Annotated in this window: 13 protein-coding genes; 11 read left to right on the top strand and 2 right to left on the bottom strand. The window is 59.6% G+C overall.

From position 1 onward, the window contains the following. The first annotated feature begins 3 nt into the window (after window positions 1-3). From AB4K19_RS01375 to AB4K19_RS01365, 3 genes are all read left to right on the top strand, one after another. Window positions 4-3,843, top strand: coding sequence for a hypothetical protein (locus AB4K19_RS01375; protein ID WP_375230183.1), 3,840 nt, complete (start codon window positions 4-6; stop codon window positions 3,841-3,843). Then, entirely contained in the window at window positions 3,843-7,208 is a 3,366-nt protein-coding gene (locus AB4K19_RS01370; protein ID WP_436398779.1) for a hypothetical protein, read from the top strand. Before AB4K19_RS01375 ends, AB4K19_RS01370 begins: the two co-directional genes overlap by 1 nt. Before the next feature lie 320 nt (window positions 7,209-7,528). Further along, window positions 7,529-8,338, top strand: a complete 810-nt coding sequence (locus AB4K19_RS01365) for a hypothetical protein (protein WP_375230180.1) — start codon at window positions 7,529-7,531, stop codon at window positions 8,336-8,338. A gap of 26 nt (window positions 8,339-8,364) precedes the next feature. Here AB4K19_RS01365 and AB4K19_RS01360 read toward each other — a convergent pair whose 3' ends face one another. Next, the gene (locus AB4K19_RS01360; protein ID WP_375230179.1) at window positions 8,365-8,577 is read right to left on the bottom strand and encodes a helix-turn-helix domain-containing protein; all 213 of its coding nucleotides are present in this window, start codon (window positions 8,575-8,577) and stop codon (window positions 8,365-8,367) included. A 1-nt stretch (window position 8,578) separates the two neighbouring features. Next, window positions 8,579-9,121, bottom strand: coding sequence for a hypothetical protein (locus AB4K19_RS01355; RefSeq protein ID WP_375230178.1), 543 nt, complete (start codon window positions 9,119-9,121; stop codon window positions 8,579-8,581). Between the two features lie 73 nt (window positions 9,122-9,194). Here AB4K19_RS01355 and AB4K19_RS01350 point away from each other — a divergent pair, with 73 nt between their 5' ends. The 8 genes from AB4K19_RS01350 (at window position 9,195) to AB4K19_RS01315 (ending at window position 16,078) form a co-directional block, all read left to right on the top strand. Next, window positions 9,195-9,761 (top strand): hypothetical protein, encoded by a 567-nt coding sequence (locus AB4K19_RS01350; RefSeq protein ID WP_375230177.1) that lies wholly within the window; start codon window positions 9,195-9,197, stop codon window positions 9,759-9,761. Window positions 9,762-9,936: 175 nt separating this feature from the next. Next, window positions 9,937-10,446, top strand: a complete 510-nt coding sequence (locus AB4K19_RS01345; RefSeq protein WP_436398777.1) for a hypothetical protein — start codon at window positions 9,937-9,939, stop codon at window positions 10,444-10,446. Between the two features lie 6 nt (window positions 10,447-10,452). Beyond that, window positions 10,453-12,453: a putative bifunctional diguanylate cyclase/phosphodiesterase gene (locus tag AB4K19_RS01340; protein ID WP_436398776.1), complete on the top strand. Its 2,001-nt coding sequence runs from the start codon at window positions 10,453-10,455 to the stop codon at window positions 12,451-12,453. 195 nt (window positions 12,454-12,648) lie between these two features. After that, window positions 12,649-13,098, top strand: coding sequence for a carboxymuconolactone decarboxylase family protein (locus AB4K19_RS01335; protein ID WP_375230175.1), 450 nt, complete (start codon window positions 12,649-12,651; stop codon window positions 13,096-13,098). Between the two features lies 1 nt (window position 13,099). Next, a complete protein-coding gene (gene sigJ / locus AB4K19_RS01330; protein WP_375230174.1) occupies window positions 13,100-14,017 on the top strand; it encodes an RNA polymerase sigma factor SigJ in 918 nt (305 codons plus the stop codon). Window positions 14,018-14,120: 103 nt separating this feature from the next. After that, window positions 14,121-14,465 (top strand): DUF1272 domain-containing protein, encoded by a 345-nt coding sequence (locus tag AB4K19_RS01325; protein ID WP_375230946.1) that lies wholly within the window; start codon window positions 14,121-14,123, stop codon window positions 14,463-14,465. Further along, window positions 14,429-14,941, top strand: a complete 513-nt coding sequence (locus tag AB4K19_RS01320; protein ID WP_375230173.1) for a protein tyrosine phosphatase family protein — start codon at window positions 14,429-14,431, stop codon at window positions 14,939-14,941. Before AB4K19_RS01325 ends, AB4K19_RS01320 begins: the two co-directional genes overlap by 37 nt. 102 nt (window positions 14,942-15,043) lie before the next feature. Next, entirely contained in the window at window positions 15,044-16,078 is a 1,035-nt protein-coding gene (locus AB4K19_RS01315; protein ID WP_375230172.1) for a zinc-binding dehydrogenase, read from the top strand. Window positions 16,079-16,081: the final 3 nt, after the last annotated feature.

Genomic DNA, 16,081 nt, shown 5'->3' with positions numbered 1-16,081 from the left:
GCCATGGCAACCGTTCTGAAACCGGAGATCATGGAAGCCCTGCTGCAAAGCCGCAACTGGGAGATGGCGACGGTCCTGCAGGACCGCGTGCTGGCCCCGGGCATTCTGTTCCCCACCCCGGCACCACAGCCGCGCCCGGCGCTTGTGGTGCCGGTGGATGTGCAGGGGCTCTATGTCCCGGTGTCGCATTCCGAAAGATACGTCCGCCTGCCAATGGTCCTGGGATCGGACGCCGATGGTGATGGGGCAAAAGTGGCCCCGTTTTCAACGCCTCGCGCGCGCAAAAAGGGTGTGCATCTGCACTGGGCAATGCCTGACGGCCTTCTGCGCGGCGCACTGGTCGAGGATGAGGACGCGCCCATCGACATGCCGGCTCTGCCGGACAGATGGCTTGTCACCCGCATGACAGGGCGCACCGGTCAGCCCCGGCTGGACCTGCGCAGCTGGGTGATCGAAGCTGAGACCGGCAGTGTGTTCGATCTCGACAATTACCCGGGCGATCCCGTGCAGAAACAGGCCATGAACGTCACCTCTGATGAACTGGATGGGGTGGCGGGGGGCTCTCCGAACTGGACGGCATCTTATGACGCGACGCTTAACCGGTTTGCCTTCCACGACCCGCTGGATGATCTGAACCCGCAGCAGATTTTCACCCGAACGGCAACCTATGTCATCACCGGGTGGTGGTCAGAACGCGGCCATGACCCTTTGTCTGCTGTATTCTCGCCCTATTCCGTCAAACGCCAGATTGCAGACCTGGGCTGGATGGCCTCCTCTGCCCCGGTGCCCTCAAAATGGGTTTCGCCCTTTTTGCGGCATGCACCACCTGCCGATGACACCGGAGACCGTGTGTTCTCGATCAATCTGGAAAGCCAGCTGAAACTCAGTACATCGCAGGCAAGCCTGCAGAACGGCTTTTCCGAATACCGCTTTGACCGGGTAACGGTGCCCCGGTTCCGGGCCTCATATGAAACAGTCATGCACGGGGTCGTCTATGGGGTCCCGGTTACCGGGTCGGTGCGCGCCGATACTGCTCCTGCTGCTTCGCGCATTGCCGTGTCGATGGCGCCTACACTGGAACGTCTGATGGCGGCGCAGGCGGCGCGCGGTATGGGCGTCACCTCTCGTCGCCGCAAGGAATACGTAGAAAGCCTGCTGACCGCGGTCTCGAACGGCGCGCTCATGCGCATCGACGAGCGCGACGGGATCGTTCAGCTCGACGAGGCGGAGCATGCGGATGGGTTTGAGGCCTTCCAGGGGCCGGAAACCTATCTGGATGTCGTTGTTGAGCGTCATCAGTCCGCGATCAAAGCCGGGCGCCCTTTGCGCAATAAGACAGCCCGCAAAACAGCTCGACCGCCCGATAAGGCTGAGATGGTCTGGTCGGGACGCGGCCGGGGAAAGACAAAAAACTCGCGCGATCAGATGCGGCGTACTGCCGAAGAACAGATACTCGTCAAAAGTAAGGTCACCCGGTTTGACGACCGGCCGGTGACCAAAACGATCAGACGCCCGGGACCACGCTATCACCGGCCCACACCGCCGGTGATCGGATTACGCAACTATGGCCGTACGCCCCGTTTTCTGGGAGATGGCCGGTTCGAGGATGACAACACGCTGGCCTGCCGCTGGACCGAGGAGCTCGCGACCTCCTTCGGTGACATTTTCTACGCTCGTGACTACGTGCCGCCGGTGTCCCATGACGCTCTCCCGGACGTCACGAACCGCATCCTGCAGAACAGCTTTCTGCACGACAGTTATCTGATGCGGTGGACCTCCACAGCCATGCAGGAAATGGTAGCACCGGAGTTTCTGGCACCTGCGCGAAACCGCCTGCAGGGCGAAATGGCACTCCGTTTCTCGCCGGACGGGGTCTATGATGGCGTGGTCCCTATCGCGCGGACATCCGGCGTCGACAATTTTGCCCAAGTCAATGACAGCCTGTCCGTTGGCACGCGCGCTTCCGTCAGCGATGAGTTACGGCGCTTTTCACTGGCTGACGGGCGCGATCCGAGCCCTGTCGCCATCACCAGCTGGGCGCAGCCATGGTCACCGGTCTGGCTGGAATGGGAAGTCAGCCTGGAACCGGGCAGCGGCTTCGAAGGCTGGATCCTGGGGCGCATGGATTTTGCCGGCGCCTCCAGACCGCAGGGCAAAAACCTGGTAATGCGCGGTCGGTCCCCCATTACCTCGGGTCTTGCGCGGACCTATCAGGCCGCAATTGACACCTTCCTCATTGCAGAAAACCAGCGGGACGAAGCCGGCGAAGGGGAAATCGGCGAAGGCCACGAGTCCGCGCTCGCCGATCTGGCGGCCTTCCTGCGGTCAACCGACCTTGGATCCGTGACCCTCGATCAGATCGCTGACGTCTGGCTTGCACTGGAGAACGGTCCGGACGGGCAGATCGAACCGGTCCCGGCTGCAGCCGCCGACGCACTGCGCGATGCAGGTCTGCCAAAGCTCATTGCGGATGGAACGCTGCAGCTGACCCGGGCACGGATCGTGGACACTTTCGGCCGTTTCCGCGATCTGAACACCTCAAAAGTGACACTGCCGGCAGCCCTCGAAGGCAAGACCATAGACGGTGACCGCGCCCTGGCGTTACCGCCGCGGCTTGCCCTGCCCGCGCGTCTGATGTGGCGCTTTACAGACCCCGCAGACAGCTCGGACACTCCCCGTGAGGCTCAGCTGGACCAGAGCCGGCCGGACCGCATGGTCAACCCGATCTCGGGCTACATCCTGCCGGATTTCATGGATGAAACGCTGGAGTTTTTTGATCAGACCGGGGACCCCATGGGTGAAGTCCTGCATGACGCAGTCACCGGCGGGCTGGTCTGGGAGGGCGCGGTCGGCGCTGATGGGCCGGCCTCTGCGGTGCCGGCGGACGCGGCCATTCCAGGCGCAGGGCTCAGTGCGCAGATCGCCCAGGGCATGATCGACGCGGACATTATCCAGCGCAACGATCTGGACACCGCCGGCGCAGAAAGTCCGCTCAGCGCGTTTCTGAGGGCCGTCGACACGACAATGTGGAGCGTCGACAGCGGACTTGCATCTGCTGGTGCATCCATTGCCGGGCTGGTCGGACGGCCAATTGCCGTGGTGCGCACGCAGCTCTGGATCGATATTCCTGACGACCTGTCAAAAACCGGGGCGTTCGGCGAGGAAGCGGGCGACGTCCGGGACCTGCTGGTGCGGGAGGCAGTTTATGACGCGGTCAAATCTGCTGAGTTCCGGGTCCGGCTGGGTGAACTCGCCAAGGGTCACGATGGTCTTTACGGGTTTTATATCGGCGATGACTTCAGCCAGTTCCATCTGATCGAAAAAGAGGTCCGGTCGCAGGCCCGGTTTTCTCAGGCTGGTTTCGGCTTCCGGGCCATTCTGGGCCAGATCGGCAGGCAGACGGATGCCAACAGTCTGCCTGAACCCAGTCCGATTGATGCCCCCTATATCAGTGCGGGCGATCCGCTGGCTGTGCACGTAGGACAGAAACTGAAAATTACGCTTCTGATGCACCCCACGGCGCGGGTCCATGCGACCACAGGGTTTCTGCCCCGCAAGTCGCTTGAACTTCTGCGGGACTGGGTTGACCCTGGTCTGTCCCGCATTGCCCCGTCCGCACGTGTCGGCCCTGTGCTGATTGACCCCGACAAGGTGCGGCTTCCCAAGATCGCGGCCTTTGGTGCCGACCAGACCTGGGTGCGCCGGAATTCGGCCATCACCTGGCGTGAAGATCCGATCCTGTCAGCAACACAGGCTGCGATTCTGCCCACCGGCCGTGTGACGGTCGAGGAAGGATACATCCGGATCAATCCGAACCCCGCAGAGCAGGAGGAAGACAGCTGATGGCCCGATACGAATGGCCTTCTGAGTTCAACAAGCCGCCGGACCGCCTTGCCCAGCGCGCTGAACGGGCCCTGCGCACAACACCGACCGCCATTCCACCAGAGATGCTCGGTGAGCTTGATCTGCTCAACGACGTCATCCAGACCAATTTCCAGGCCAACCGCAAATGGATTCCGCTGGGCCCTTCCATCATGACAAACGGTCAGGCTGCCCGCGATCCTGTCGTTGCGGGCCGGGTCCGCGACATTCGCGTCAGCCCGGACGGTAACCGGGTCTATGTGGCGACCGCCAACGGCGGGGTCTGGTATTCAACCGATAAGGGCGTCAGCTGGGAACCCATCGGGTCTGCCGCGCTTGATGCTTCAGCTGAACGTTCCAACCTTTCTTTGACCATTGGTGCGCTGCTGGTGGAATTCGGTGCAACATCGGCAGATGACGTGGTCTATGTCGGCACCGGCGAACCGACACCCGTGCTGTCGCGGGTGCCGGGATCAAGCCACAGCGGGATCGGGGTCCTCAGGCTGAACGGCTCGCTTGATGCGGCACTGGCGGATGCGCGCGGCAATCCCTGGCTGCGCGAAGCGGGCAACCTGTCACGCGCCGCGATCTTCCGGCTGGCCCGCAAGCACGACGAGGCACCACTTGCGAACGGAAATGGCACCCTGGTCGCCGCCACCACCAAAGGCGCGTTTATGCGCACCGGCGCATTCGCGGAAGATGCCGACTGGACGCTGATCAACCTGCCCGTTGATACCTTTGCCGACCGTGTTGCCAACGGGGCCTACTGCTCCGATGTGGTCTGGAATGACAAAGGGCTGTGGCTGACCCTTGTCGGTGCGGGTGATCACAACGGCACTCTGCTCGATGGCATTTACCATGCGCCGACTTTCCCGTCCGGGACATTTCAGCACTATCCGCTGCCCAACCATCTGGATGGCAGCCGGCTGTCGCTTGGACCGGCAACAGACACGGATCGCATGTATGTCCTGGGAAGGATCAATCCGGCAGGCACCGGGAACCCATGGTCGCATCTTTGGCAGATTGATCTGTCACGCACGCCTGTCGCTGCAGAAGACATCATCGATGTTCCCGTGGGACTGTTTTCCGGTGATGTGGACAGACCGGCCAGCACGCTGGTGGTCTCGGGCTCGGATCAGGGCGAGTACGACCAGGCCATCGCCGTCCGGCGCAATGCGGCGGGTACGCGCGACATAGTGACTGTCGGCGGCTCCTACGAAGCGCCGGTCCGCGGCGAACCAAACCCGAACAACTTCAATGCAGCCCTCTTTGATCTTGAGATACGGCGGCGGAGCAGTGGTCTCATCACCAATTTTGAACCGGCCCGACAGGTGAACGCGGTGCGCTCCCGGACATTTGTCGGGGGTGGCATTCATGCTGATGTGCACAAGGCAACTGTTGTTGGAAACGATGTCTGGATCGGCTGTGATGGAGGTGTTTTCCTGAAAACCACCGGGCAGCGGGCAAGGTCTAAAAATGCAGGTCTCGCGGTTGCGGAGCCGGGCTATATCGCTTCGCATCCGGCGCTCGACGGGCCGGTACTGGCCGGAACCCAGGACAATGGTGTTATCCAGCGCGTGGGCGATACGGTCTGGAGCCTTCAACGCAAAGGCGATGGCGGTGGCGTTGCCTTCCACCCCACAAAGCCGTTCCAGCGCGTCATGCAGTACATACAGGCATTCTGGAATTTCGAGCCTGACAACTTCACCGCAAGTGGTGCCGTCACCACTCTCAGCCCACCGACTGATCCGAACGGGAGCGAGCGTGGCCGCGCATTCTTTTACTCAAAACCTGCCGTAGCGCCAGCAACGGCCCCCAATGACGCCCGCCTGTTTATCGGGACAGACCGTCTCTGGTACTGCAGCAACTGGAACACGCCGACAACGCAGCTCAACTGGGTGACGCTCCCCTCAGCCAGCAATCCGGGCACGAACGAAGCGCAGGATCGCCTGCAGATCGGCAGTACCGATGACCCGATCATTTCCATTGAAATCCTGTCACCAGGGGACCCGGCACAGAACTATATCGGAACAGCAATTCTGGCACTCTGCCAGTGGAGCGTCAGGATTTTCAGGCTCGGCGGCACCGCCGCATCGCCTGTCTGGAGCCCTTTGAACACCACGATTATCGACACCGACTCCGGCGTCGCAAGACCCAAATGGTCCACCGATGTCCCCAACCCTTTTCTCCCCTACATGCCCTCGCGATCCGGTGGTGTCTGGACCGATGTTGCGGTGCATGACGCATCCACCGCCGGGCAGGAGACGTTTTATCTGAGCACAACCGGTCAGGTCACAACCGATCCTGTTACGGGCGATCCCGTCGGGGACCCAACGTTCGACACCCTTTGGTGGTATGATGGCCAGGGTCGCTGGTACCCGACCGGCCTGCGGAACGCGCCACTGGATCCACCGGCTGGGACCGGTGGCAGCCCCTCCTCGGCCTATTCGGTCACTGTTTTGCGGGACGCATCCCGTGATCTGGTCTACGTCGGAAACCGCATCGGCGTCTTTGAAGGGCAGATCGACCGCAGTGGGACGCACCCGTCCTGGACGTGGAAGCCGGTTATGGATGGCCTGCCGCACACAATTGTCGAGGATCTGGATATCCGGCAATCGGGCAGCAAAACGTACCTGCGGGCCGCACTTGCTTCCCGTGGCGTCTGGGAGCGCGATCTCTCGGCCACACCAGAGTCTGTCGGCCGCACCTATATCCGGACTGTTCTGCATGACACCGGGCGTGAGGAACTGCCCGATCCGGTAACCGACCCGCTCAAAGATCCTGCACTGGCGACCAGCCGGCTGAGCTTTCACGAAAGCCCGGACCTCATAATCCGCAACACAGGCAATCCGCCCTGGCATCCCGATCCGCCGAACGAGGCCGACCTGATGGCTGCCGGGAGCGTCAGACGTCCGCGGCGGCGGACACACCGGATTTTCGTCATGGCTCACCACAGGGATACGACACCTGTCGCCGCAAATGATGTGAACATTGATCTGTTTTTGCAGCGGAATGCCCCGGCCGGTGGCCTCGAAAACTTTGCGATGACAGCAGCTGTCCGCACGGCGATATCGGAAACTGTGGCCGGAAACAGCCCGGCGATGAGTCCTGGACTGATCCATATCGGGCGCGTCAATCCTGATCGCCCGGTTGACGCCCGGACGCCTCAGGCGGCGAGCGTTGATTTCAATTTCAATGTCGTTCCGCGCCGGGAGCACGCGATGCTGATCGCGGTTGTGACCTCCCCTGACAACGACCTCACGGCGGCCGATCTCGCTCCGGCGAACCTCCGCGATGTGGTGCGCCGGTCTGCACGGATCGCCGTCAGGAAGTTCCGCATGCGGTGACATATATGGGGCGCCCTGCCCTTTCTGTGGACGCAGGCCCGCAGCGGACAGCATTGCGTCACCAGCCGGCTGCGTTGGTTTTCAAATGGCGCTGCGTACCGCAAAACGTATCACCGCGCGGCAGGCTGCTGTTGCGCGGTGATACGTTTTGCGTTCGCACGCTTTCTGATCCGGCTGAGCAGAAGAGCCACACCTTGCCGCCAGGAGCGTACCACATGCTGACCCTGTAGCCGTACAAGATGTGCCAGAGGACTTGACGGGAGGGGCTATTCCCAGAACCATACCTCAGAAAGTTAAAGATATTTTACAGGAGCAGCGGCATGGCAAGACTTGGGATTCTGACTCTGCATGGTATGGGCAACACAGAGCCTGATTACGCGGCCGAACTGTTTGAGCGCATCAGCCTCGAACTCGGCGAGGACCTGCGGGGGTCGGTTGCGACCCAGGCGGTCTTTTACCAGGACATTCTCCAGCACAACCAAAGTCTGTATTTCAAAACCGTAAAACGCCGGTTGCGGTGGGACGACCTGCGGGAGTTCATGCTCTACGGGTTCTCTGATGCTGCAAGCCTCGAAGCACGCAAGGAAGGGCCGACAAGCCCATATTTTCTGGCACAGACAAACATTCTGACGGCGCTCAGAGCCCTTTACAATAAACTTGAGGGCAATGACCGCCGGCTCATCATTCTTGCCCATTCGCTGGGTGGTCAGGTGATCTCAAATTTTCTTTGGGATTCGACCCGGGACCGAAAGACGCAAAACGGTGTCTGGTCAGAGGATCAGAATTTCAGCAGCCCGGAGGAGGAAGCGTTCTGCAGGGGGAAAAAGACGGTTCGTCTTCTGACGACCGGGTGCAATATCCCGATTTTCGTGGCAGGTCTGAACCGCAGTCTCATCGAACCCATCCCAAAACTCAGCGACACATTTGAATGGCATAACTACTACGACAAGGACGATGTTCTGGGCTGGCCACTCAGGGATCTGAGCGACAGTTACGCCGAGCGTGTCACCCGCGATCACTCGCTGAATGCTGGCCTGGTGACAGGTTTTACACCGCTGAGCCACAAGAACTACTGGCGTGACCGGGACTTCATCAAGCCCTTTATGAAACATATCAAAAGCAGTCTCTGAAACCGCGGCCCGCACGCCTTGCTGCGCTATGGAGCGTCGTCCGAATATTCCAGGAGGTCTCCAGGCTGGCAGTCCAGCGCACTGCAAATGGCTTCAAGCGTGTTGAAGCGCACGCCCCGTGCACGCCCCGCCCGCAGAACTGAAAGGTTCTGTTCCGATATTCCGATCCGGGCAGCCAGTTCCCGCGAAGTCATTTTGCGTTGCGCGAGGACGACGTCCAGCCTGACGATGATCGCCATCTCAGATCACCTCCTGGTGATCACGCCAGAGCGCCGCCCCAAGAACCAGCGCCTGTGACAGGAAGCTCGCAATAAGCGCTGCCAGAACAGTGGTCAGATGAACCGAGCCAAAAGAAACAGAAAGGGCGCGCTGTCCGTCGGGGAAATGCCAGGTGATCACCAGCACCGCAAGCGTTCCGGCCAGGATACTGTAGACCAGAACCACCCAGAGCAACCGGGAGAGTGCGGAGGCGGAGTGCGCTGAGCGCTCAATTTCCGCAGTTTCCAGAGCCCTGAAAACCGCCCTGCCCCGCCACGCGACCGCCGCCCAGAGCAGGGTCTGGGCCATGGCGATCAGAGCAAGTGCCATTACCTGCCACAGACGCAGGTCCTGATCCGGATAGCCGGTGGCGGCAGTCAGAAAGCGCCCGAAACCCTGCGCATCTGAAAGCAGATACGCAATCTGCGCACCGGCCCCCATAGCGATCAGACCAAGCACAAGAGAGAGACATATCTTGAGAAACCGGGCCTTGCGAACCAGTTTTTCCGGCGCGGGAAAATTCATGTATTGACTCCATAAATTAAACTAAAACATTAATAATTGATCTTTTTACACCTAGTCAATGATGGGATTCGATATGATCAGACCGCTTTTTTCGATAATTCCGGCTGTACTTTGTCTCGCCGGCTGTTCGGTTGTCACACCTGCCGGATTATCAGAGGCCATGCGGCTCGATCCATTGCAGACAAATCCCGGCGATATTGCAGTGGCCGTCAGCGTTCCGGATGCAGTGCGGCTGCGCGACGGTGAAGCGACGCTCTATCTTGGGTTTCAACCGACCGATGCGTCCCTGGAACCCCTGGAAACTACAGTCCCGCTGGGGATCAAAAGCACCGGTGACCTTCCGCGCGCACCATTTGCCGGGGAAAGCATTTTTGTGTTTGAAATCGCCCCGGAAGACGCAGAGACGGTGTCAGAAATCCAGAAGCAGATCCGCGATGCGAAAGCTGCCGGGACAGAAGGTCTGGGGACACTCAGCGTCAGCGTGAATGGCGGTTGTCTGACAGCGGAAACAGACAACGGATTTTTCGTATCGACATGGCTGCGGGCAGCGCCGTCAGGTGAGTTTGTCCAGCTCACCCGGGAGGCGGACCTGCTTGCTGCGACGGGTGATGACCCGTCCGAAGTCTGGCCTGCCTGCTGAACATGACAGTGGTACGCAGCTCCGGGAGCTGCCATGGGACGTGCCTGCCGGATCTTTGCTCCGGCAGGTTTCACACTGCGTTGCGGATCGCAGGAAGCATCCTGCCCGACGCTAATCATCGGTAAACACTGCACGTGCTAGGTTCGCTCAGCGTATTTTCGACTGGAGCAAAACAATGAAACGAGTTTTGGCAAACGTATTTCTGGCGGTTCTTCTCGCTGGACAGGCAGCTTTTGCCGGGCAACCGAAACCGACTGAGCTGGAGCCGATCCGCCATGCAGACGCCGCGCTGATCATCGTTGCCGCGGATGGAAAAGAACATTCTTATTCGCCTGCAGAACTGGAAGAGTTTTCAACCTACAGCCTGATGACGACAACACCCTGGCGTGAGCAACCCGCTGATTTCGCTGGCGTTATGTTGTCTGACCTGCTTGCGGCGCACGGGCTCGACCAGGCCGCGGAAATCCGTGTCACGGCCGAAAACGACTACAGCACAACAATGTCGCGGGAGCTGCTTTCCTCAGTACCGGTTCTGGTGGCCACGCGCGTGGACGGCAAAGCGCACAGCCGGCGGCAACGGGGCCCCATTCAGTTCATCATCGACGCCGACGATTACTCCGCGTCCCCGCTGACTTCGGAATCAAATTTTGTCTGGATGGCGGCACGAATCGAGGCTGTCCGGTAATCTCGCGTGCCCGGCAAACAGAAAAACAGATTCTGGAGCGAGGTCGCGCGCGATGCGCTCTCCTCGCGCGTCGGAATATTTCTGTCCATCAGTCTTTTGATACTGCTGTTTGCCGGTGCCTGGGTATACACACAATCGGTTGCCCAGCAGATCGCGCAGGCAAAGGGCCTCTTTGAAAACCGGCAGATACGTAATGGATATGTAGCGATCAGCGACGTCCAGCGCCTGATCCTTGTGGGGCAGCGTGCAGCGCATGCCGGAGGTTTTTCACCTGAACTCGAGGACGAATTCGCGGATGCCGCTGACATTCTTTTTGTACGGAAGGATCATCTGAAGACAATCCTGAATAACGATGTCGGCTTTGCCAGTGGCAAGGCATCGATCATCGCGCTGGAAACCATAGTTGATCTTGCAGACAGCACGATCGCGGGGAACTACACCGATATCCATACCCGGGTAGACGAGCTTCTGATAGCCGCCGGTGTCGCGAGAAAACGTCTGGTCGTCTATCTGGACGAAATGAGACGCCACGGCGACGAAGTGATGGCCGCGCAATCTGCGGTCGTCAGAAAACAGCAACTCACCATGATCGGATCTCTGGCCGGCCTGACACTGGTGGGGATCATCGCCCTGGCTCTGCTGCGCAGTGAGGTTGTTGCGCGACGGAAACGGGAAGAAGCGGAAGAACGCGTTGAATTTCTGGCATTCTTCGATGCGCTCACGACACTGCCCAACCGCATACAGTTTCAGGACCGTCTCCGGCAGATGCTGAATGACCCGAAACGGCCATTTGCACTGATTTTTGTCGATCTCGATGAATTCAAGGCAATCAATGACACCTATGGGCATGCAGCCGGCGACACCGTCCTTCGGCGGACGGGCGCTGTATTGAAAAGGGCTTCTCAGGTCAGCAATGGGTTTGCAGCGAGGCTCGGCGGAGACGAGTTTGCTCTTATTGTTCCGACTGACAAAATCGACAGCCTGCTGAAGCTGTGTGAGCACATCATCGAGGTCACCTCGGAACCGTTTGATCTTGATGGCGAACAGCTTCTCTGCCGTGTCAGTATCGGACTGGCCACAACAACCCAGGTCCGGGAAACAATGGTATTGAATGCTGACACCCTTTCACGGGTAACAGACTTCGCCCTTTACGCGTCAAAAGCGCGTGGGCGGGCATGTTACACTGTGTACGATTCCGTCCTCGAAAGGCAGTTTCTCGAACGTCGGGCGATGCTCGAAGAGCTGCCCACCGCAATTCAGAATGGCGACCTCGAAGTGTATTTTCAGCCGAAAGTAAGGTTGCCTGACGGCGAAGTTTATGGATTTGAGGCGCTGGTGCGCTGGAACCGGAACGGTCAGGTCGTCAACCCCGGCGAATTTATCCAGCTTGCGGAGGAATCCGGGCTGGTAGTGGACATTGATACCTATGTTCTGAACAAAGCCGCCCGGATTATTTCCGAGCACAATGAAATCTATGGAACGGAATACACGGTCAGCGCAAACCTTTCAGCGGTTCACTTCAATTCCAGCAAGATCCTCAAAACAGTAGAACATCTGCTCTGGCGCTCCGACATCAGGCCGGAGCTTCTGACACTGGAAATCACCGAAACCACTGAGATGCGCGACTGGGCGCAGGCCAACGAGATCATTCACGGGCTGCGCCAGAAGGGTTGCAGGATCTCGATTGATGATTTCGGCACCGGTTTTTCGTCGCTCGCCTATCTGCGGGCTATGTTTGCCGACGAGCTCAAAATCGACCGGTCGCTCGTGGAGGAAATCGAAACATCGCGCAAAGCCCGCCTGATGCTGGCGTCGGTTCTGGAAATCGCACGGCACATGGAACTGGACGTGGTGGTCGAGGGTATCGAAAACACGCGCCAGGCCAGGATTGTGCATGAAATGGGTGCACGATGGGCACAGGGCTACTGCTTCGGCCGACCGGTTGCTGCGCTGAGCGCCCTGTCTCAGGCCTCCGGCAAAAGCGAAGACTCACGAAACAGTGCCTGAGCGGCTTGCTGCCAGGTGGGCCGGCAGACCAGCACAATTGACGGCAAAATGCTGCCCAAGGGCTTTGCCGCTTGGGCTGAAAGACACCGAAATCATCTAATCAGCCCGCCTCTATGAAAAATATTTTTTGGGGTCACGTCACATTTCGCCCGCATCAATCGTCAGGTGAATGTCAGGAATTCAAAGGAGATTGATATGAACGCCCCGACGCAAATTCAGAATGGCGCACCGGTAGAATACGAAACACAGATCGGCCCGCTTCTCGGACATATTGGCCAGGTGCATGGCATGATGGAGAAAGCGGGTCTGCCAAGACAGCTTTCACATCTTATTGAGTTGCGGGTATCGCAGATAAACAGGTGTGGCTTCTGCGTCAAAATGCATACCCGGGAAGCGCGCAAAGACGGCGAGACCAATGAGCGGCTTGACCGCCTTGCTGTCTGGGACAGCGTGGACGACTTTTCACATACTGAAAAAGCCGCCTTTGCCTGGGCCGAAGCCCTGACATATATGGAACGCGGGACCGATTTCGGCGCCCTGCGTGCAGATTTGCGCGCGCATTTTGACGACCATCAGATATCGCTGATCACGGCGTGCACGTGTATGATCAACCTCTGGAACCGGTTCCAGATATCAAAGCACTGAAATGACGCCCGACGCGAAAGCCGCAGAATTCGAATTGGCCCGCCCACAGCTTGTGGGCGTGGCCTATCGCCTGCTCGGGTCGGTCAGCGAAGCCGAGGATGCTGTGCAGGACACGGCTGTCCGGTGGCTTGCGCTGGACCCTCCGATGCCCGAGCAACCCGTTGCCTGGATGACGACGGTCTGTACCAACAGATGCCTCGACATACTCCGTTCTTCTCACCGCAAAAAAACTGACTACGTCGGGCCCTGGCTGCCCGAGAGTATCGCTACATCGGACACAGCTGATGCCGCGCAGAGTGTTGAGATGGCATCAAGCCTGTCGACGGCTTTCCTGCTGATGCTGGAGCGTCTGACGCCACGGGAACGGGCGGCATATCTCTTGCATGACATATTCGACATGCCCTTTGATCAGATCGCAGAAAGCCTGAAACTGACATCTGCGAACTGTCGACAGCTTGCGGCCAGAGCCCGCAGAATGATCACCCGGGAAAATGCGCGTTTTGTGCCGGACAAAGCCCGGCAGACCGAGCTTCTGCAAGGGTTCTCGAGGGCACTGGAGACAGGATCAGCAGACAACCTGGTCCACATACTCAGCAAGGACGTAGATCTGCGCGCAGACAGCGGCGGCAAAGCCACCGCCATACGGCATGTGCTGGAAGGTTTTAACGCCGTTGCCGGCTTTGTAACCCGGGTTCTCGGACAAGCGTGGTCAGACAGCACTTTGAGTGTTCGATACGCCAACGGTCAGCAGGTTCTGCTGGTAAGCAGGGCACAGGAGGCTGTTGCGTTGGTGGCGTTTGGGTATGGCCCTGACGGTTCTGTCCAGAGCATTTTTATCCATCGCAATCCCGAAAAGCTGCGCGTCTTTGAGGAGCATCACGCCAGCTTCAGGCCGGCAGGCGGCCTGGTGATCAACTGATGACCGGTGATGCATTTTCCGGACCGGATACGCCGGGAAGGATGTCGGGGCGCTGCCGCGTTAACCGCCCGGCAGCAGCGCCCCGGGAGTTGCTTTGTCCCGGATGCTCTTTCATGATCCGGGAACGGATCGCAACACAGCGCGCGCCGCGCACACAAACGACAGGGAAAACCGGCACATGCTGACACTGAAACCGAACTGCGAGTGCTGCGACAGAGATCTGCCACCTGCATCCGCAGAGGCGCTCATCTGCTCGTTCGAATGCACTTTCTGCACCGGTTGCGCGGACCAGAGGTTTTGCCGTGTCTGTCCGAACTGCGGTGGTGACCTTGTGCCACGACCAATCCGCCCGCCGGAATTGCTTCGGCGCCATCCAGGTTCCGGCACGCGGGTGACAGGAGACCACGAGGCATGCGCCGGCAATCCGCAATCGGGTTCCGGCTTTTGAAAGACCCTGCCGACATTCTGAACTGGCGCCGCATCAATGACCGGATCACAACCTCAGGTCAGCCCAGTGAGGCACAACTCGCAGATCTGAGATCTCTGGGCGTCACTCACGTGATCAACCTCGGGCCACACCACAACAAAGGCGCGCTGGTGGACGAAGAGGGTTCAGTTACAGCGCTCGGGATGACCTACATCTACATCCCCGTCGAGTTTGAGGATCCGACAGAAGCTGATTATAGCGCCTTCCGGCATGCTCTCGAAGGTGTCCCGGATAAGGTGGTTCATGTACATTGCATCTACAATGCCAGGGTCAGCGCATTTTTCTACCGGTATGCCAGAGACGGATACGGTATGTCAGAACCCGACGCATCAGCAAATATGGAGAGCATCTGGCGTCCGGGCAATGACTGGGCGGGTCTGATCCGTGACGCAGGCGCAAAGGGAAAAAAGAACCGTTATAAGGGCTACGACTACTGACATGTCCCGGCGGCCCTGACAGTCTCTGGCCACCACAGGAATTGCTCCGGACCCGCGCTTGCGATATTTCCGGAGCAGTCGGTCGGAAAACGGAAAATTTACATGCGCGCTGCAGTACTCGGGGAATTCAACCAGGATCTTTGTATTGAAACGGTCGCCGATCCGGAATGCCCGGACAACGGTGTCGTGCTGGAAGTTGCCGCCTGCGGGGTATGCCGGTCAGACTATCACGGCTGGACCGGTGGGCACCCCAAGGTGCGGCCTGGCGACATCCTGGGGCATGAATACTGCGGCACCGTCGTTGAGGCCGGGCCACAGGCCAGACACTGCGCCGGAGACCGTCTGATCGCGCCATTCATTCTTGGATGCGGCACCTGCCCGCTCTGCCAGGCGGGGACCTCCAACGCCTGTGAAGGCGCCGTTGTGCCGGGCTTCGGTGCACCGGGCGCTTATGCACAGTATGTGGCCGTGCCATATGACCACAATCTGGTGCATCTGCCGGATACGATGGCACCGGCACTCGCGGCCGGTCTGGGTTGCCGGGTCACAACGGCCTGGCACGCGCTGACCGACCGCTCGCAGGTCCGGGCCGGCGAGTGGGTGGCCATCCACGGCACCGGCGGTATCGGGCTGTCCGCACTCCTGCTGGCAAAAATGCTGGGCGCGCAGGTTGTCGTTGTGGATGTTGTCGAGGAAAAACTGGCGCATGCGCTGAGCCTCGGGGCCGATGCTGCGGTCAACGCGACAAAGGAAGATGTGGCTCAGGCGATCCGCGATCTGACGGGTGGCGGCGCTCAGGTCTCTGTCGAGGCCCTGGGGATTGCGCAGACAACGAATGCATCTGTCGAATGTCTGGCAACGCTTGGCCGGCACGTTCATGTCGGCATGCCTTCCGGTGACGGCATGATGACCGTGAACATGCGCGCGATCTACAGCAAACAGCTGGCCTTTTATGGCACGCGCGGGATGCCGGGCTGGAAGTATCCACGCCTGTTGGACATGATCGCGCGGGGCGAGGTCGATCTCAGTCCGATGGTGGCGCGGGAAATTTCTTTGTCTGATGCCGGTGCAGAACTGGCGGCGATGAGCGGCCCCACATCCCCGGGGACTGCAGTGATCACCGATTTGGCTTCCTGAAGC

Origin of the sequence: Roseobacter phycocola, from assembly GCF_042055075.2 — a bacterium.
GTDB lineage: Bacteria > Pseudomonadota > Alphaproteobacteria > Rhodobacterales > Rhodobacteraceae > Roseobacter.
This window is presented reverse-complemented; position numbering and strand designations above follow the sequence as displayed.

Excerpts from the sequence above, each read along its gene's own strand:
- AB4K19_RS01375 (WP_375230183.1), top strand. The coding sequence starts at position 4 with ATGGCAACCGTTCTGAAACCGGAGATCATGGAAGCCCTGCTGCAAAGC.
- AB4K19_RS01370 (WP_436398779.1), top strand. The coding sequence starts at position 3,843 with ATGGCCCGATACGAATGGCCTTCTGAGTTCAACAAGCCGCCGGACCGC.
- AB4K19_RS01365 (WP_375230180.1), top strand. The coding sequence starts at position 7,529 with ATGGCAAGACTTGGGATTCTGACTCTGCATGGTATGGGCAACACAGAG.
- AB4K19_RS01360 (WP_375230179.1), bottom strand. The coding sequence starts at position 8,577 with ATGGCGATCATCGTCAGGCTGGACGTCGTCCTCGCGCAACGCAAAATG.
- AB4K19_RS01355 (WP_375230178.1), bottom strand. The coding sequence starts at position 9,121 with ATGAATTTTCCCGCGCCGGAAAAACTGGTTCGCAAGGCCCGGTTTCTC.
- AB4K19_RS01350 (WP_375230177.1), top strand. The coding sequence starts at position 9,195 with ATGATCAGACCGCTTTTTTCGATAATTCCGGCTGTACTTTGTCTCGCC.
- AB4K19_RS01345 (WP_436398777.1), top strand. The coding sequence starts at position 9,937 with ATGAAACGAGTTTTGGCAAACGTATTTCTGGCGGTTCTTCTCGCTGGA.
- AB4K19_RS01335 (WP_375230175.1), top strand. The coding sequence starts at position 12,649 with ATGAACGCCCCGACGCAAATTCAGAATGGCGCACCGGTAGAATACGAA.
- sigJ (WP_375230174.1), top strand. The coding sequence starts at position 13,100 with ATGACGCCCGACGCGAAAGCCGCAGAATTCGAATTGGCCCGCCCACAG.
- AB4K19_RS01325 (WP_375230946.1), top strand. The coding sequence starts at position 14,121 with ATGCTCTTTCATGATCCGGGAACGGATCGCAACACAGCGCGCGCCGCG.
- AB4K19_RS01320 (WP_375230173.1), top strand. The coding sequence starts at position 14,429 with ATGCGCCGGCAATCCGCAATCGGGTTCCGGCTTTTGAAAGACCCTGCC.
- AB4K19_RS01315 (WP_375230172.1), top strand. The coding sequence starts at position 15,044 with ATGCGCGCTGCAGTACTCGGGGAATTCAACCAGGATCTTTGTATTGAA.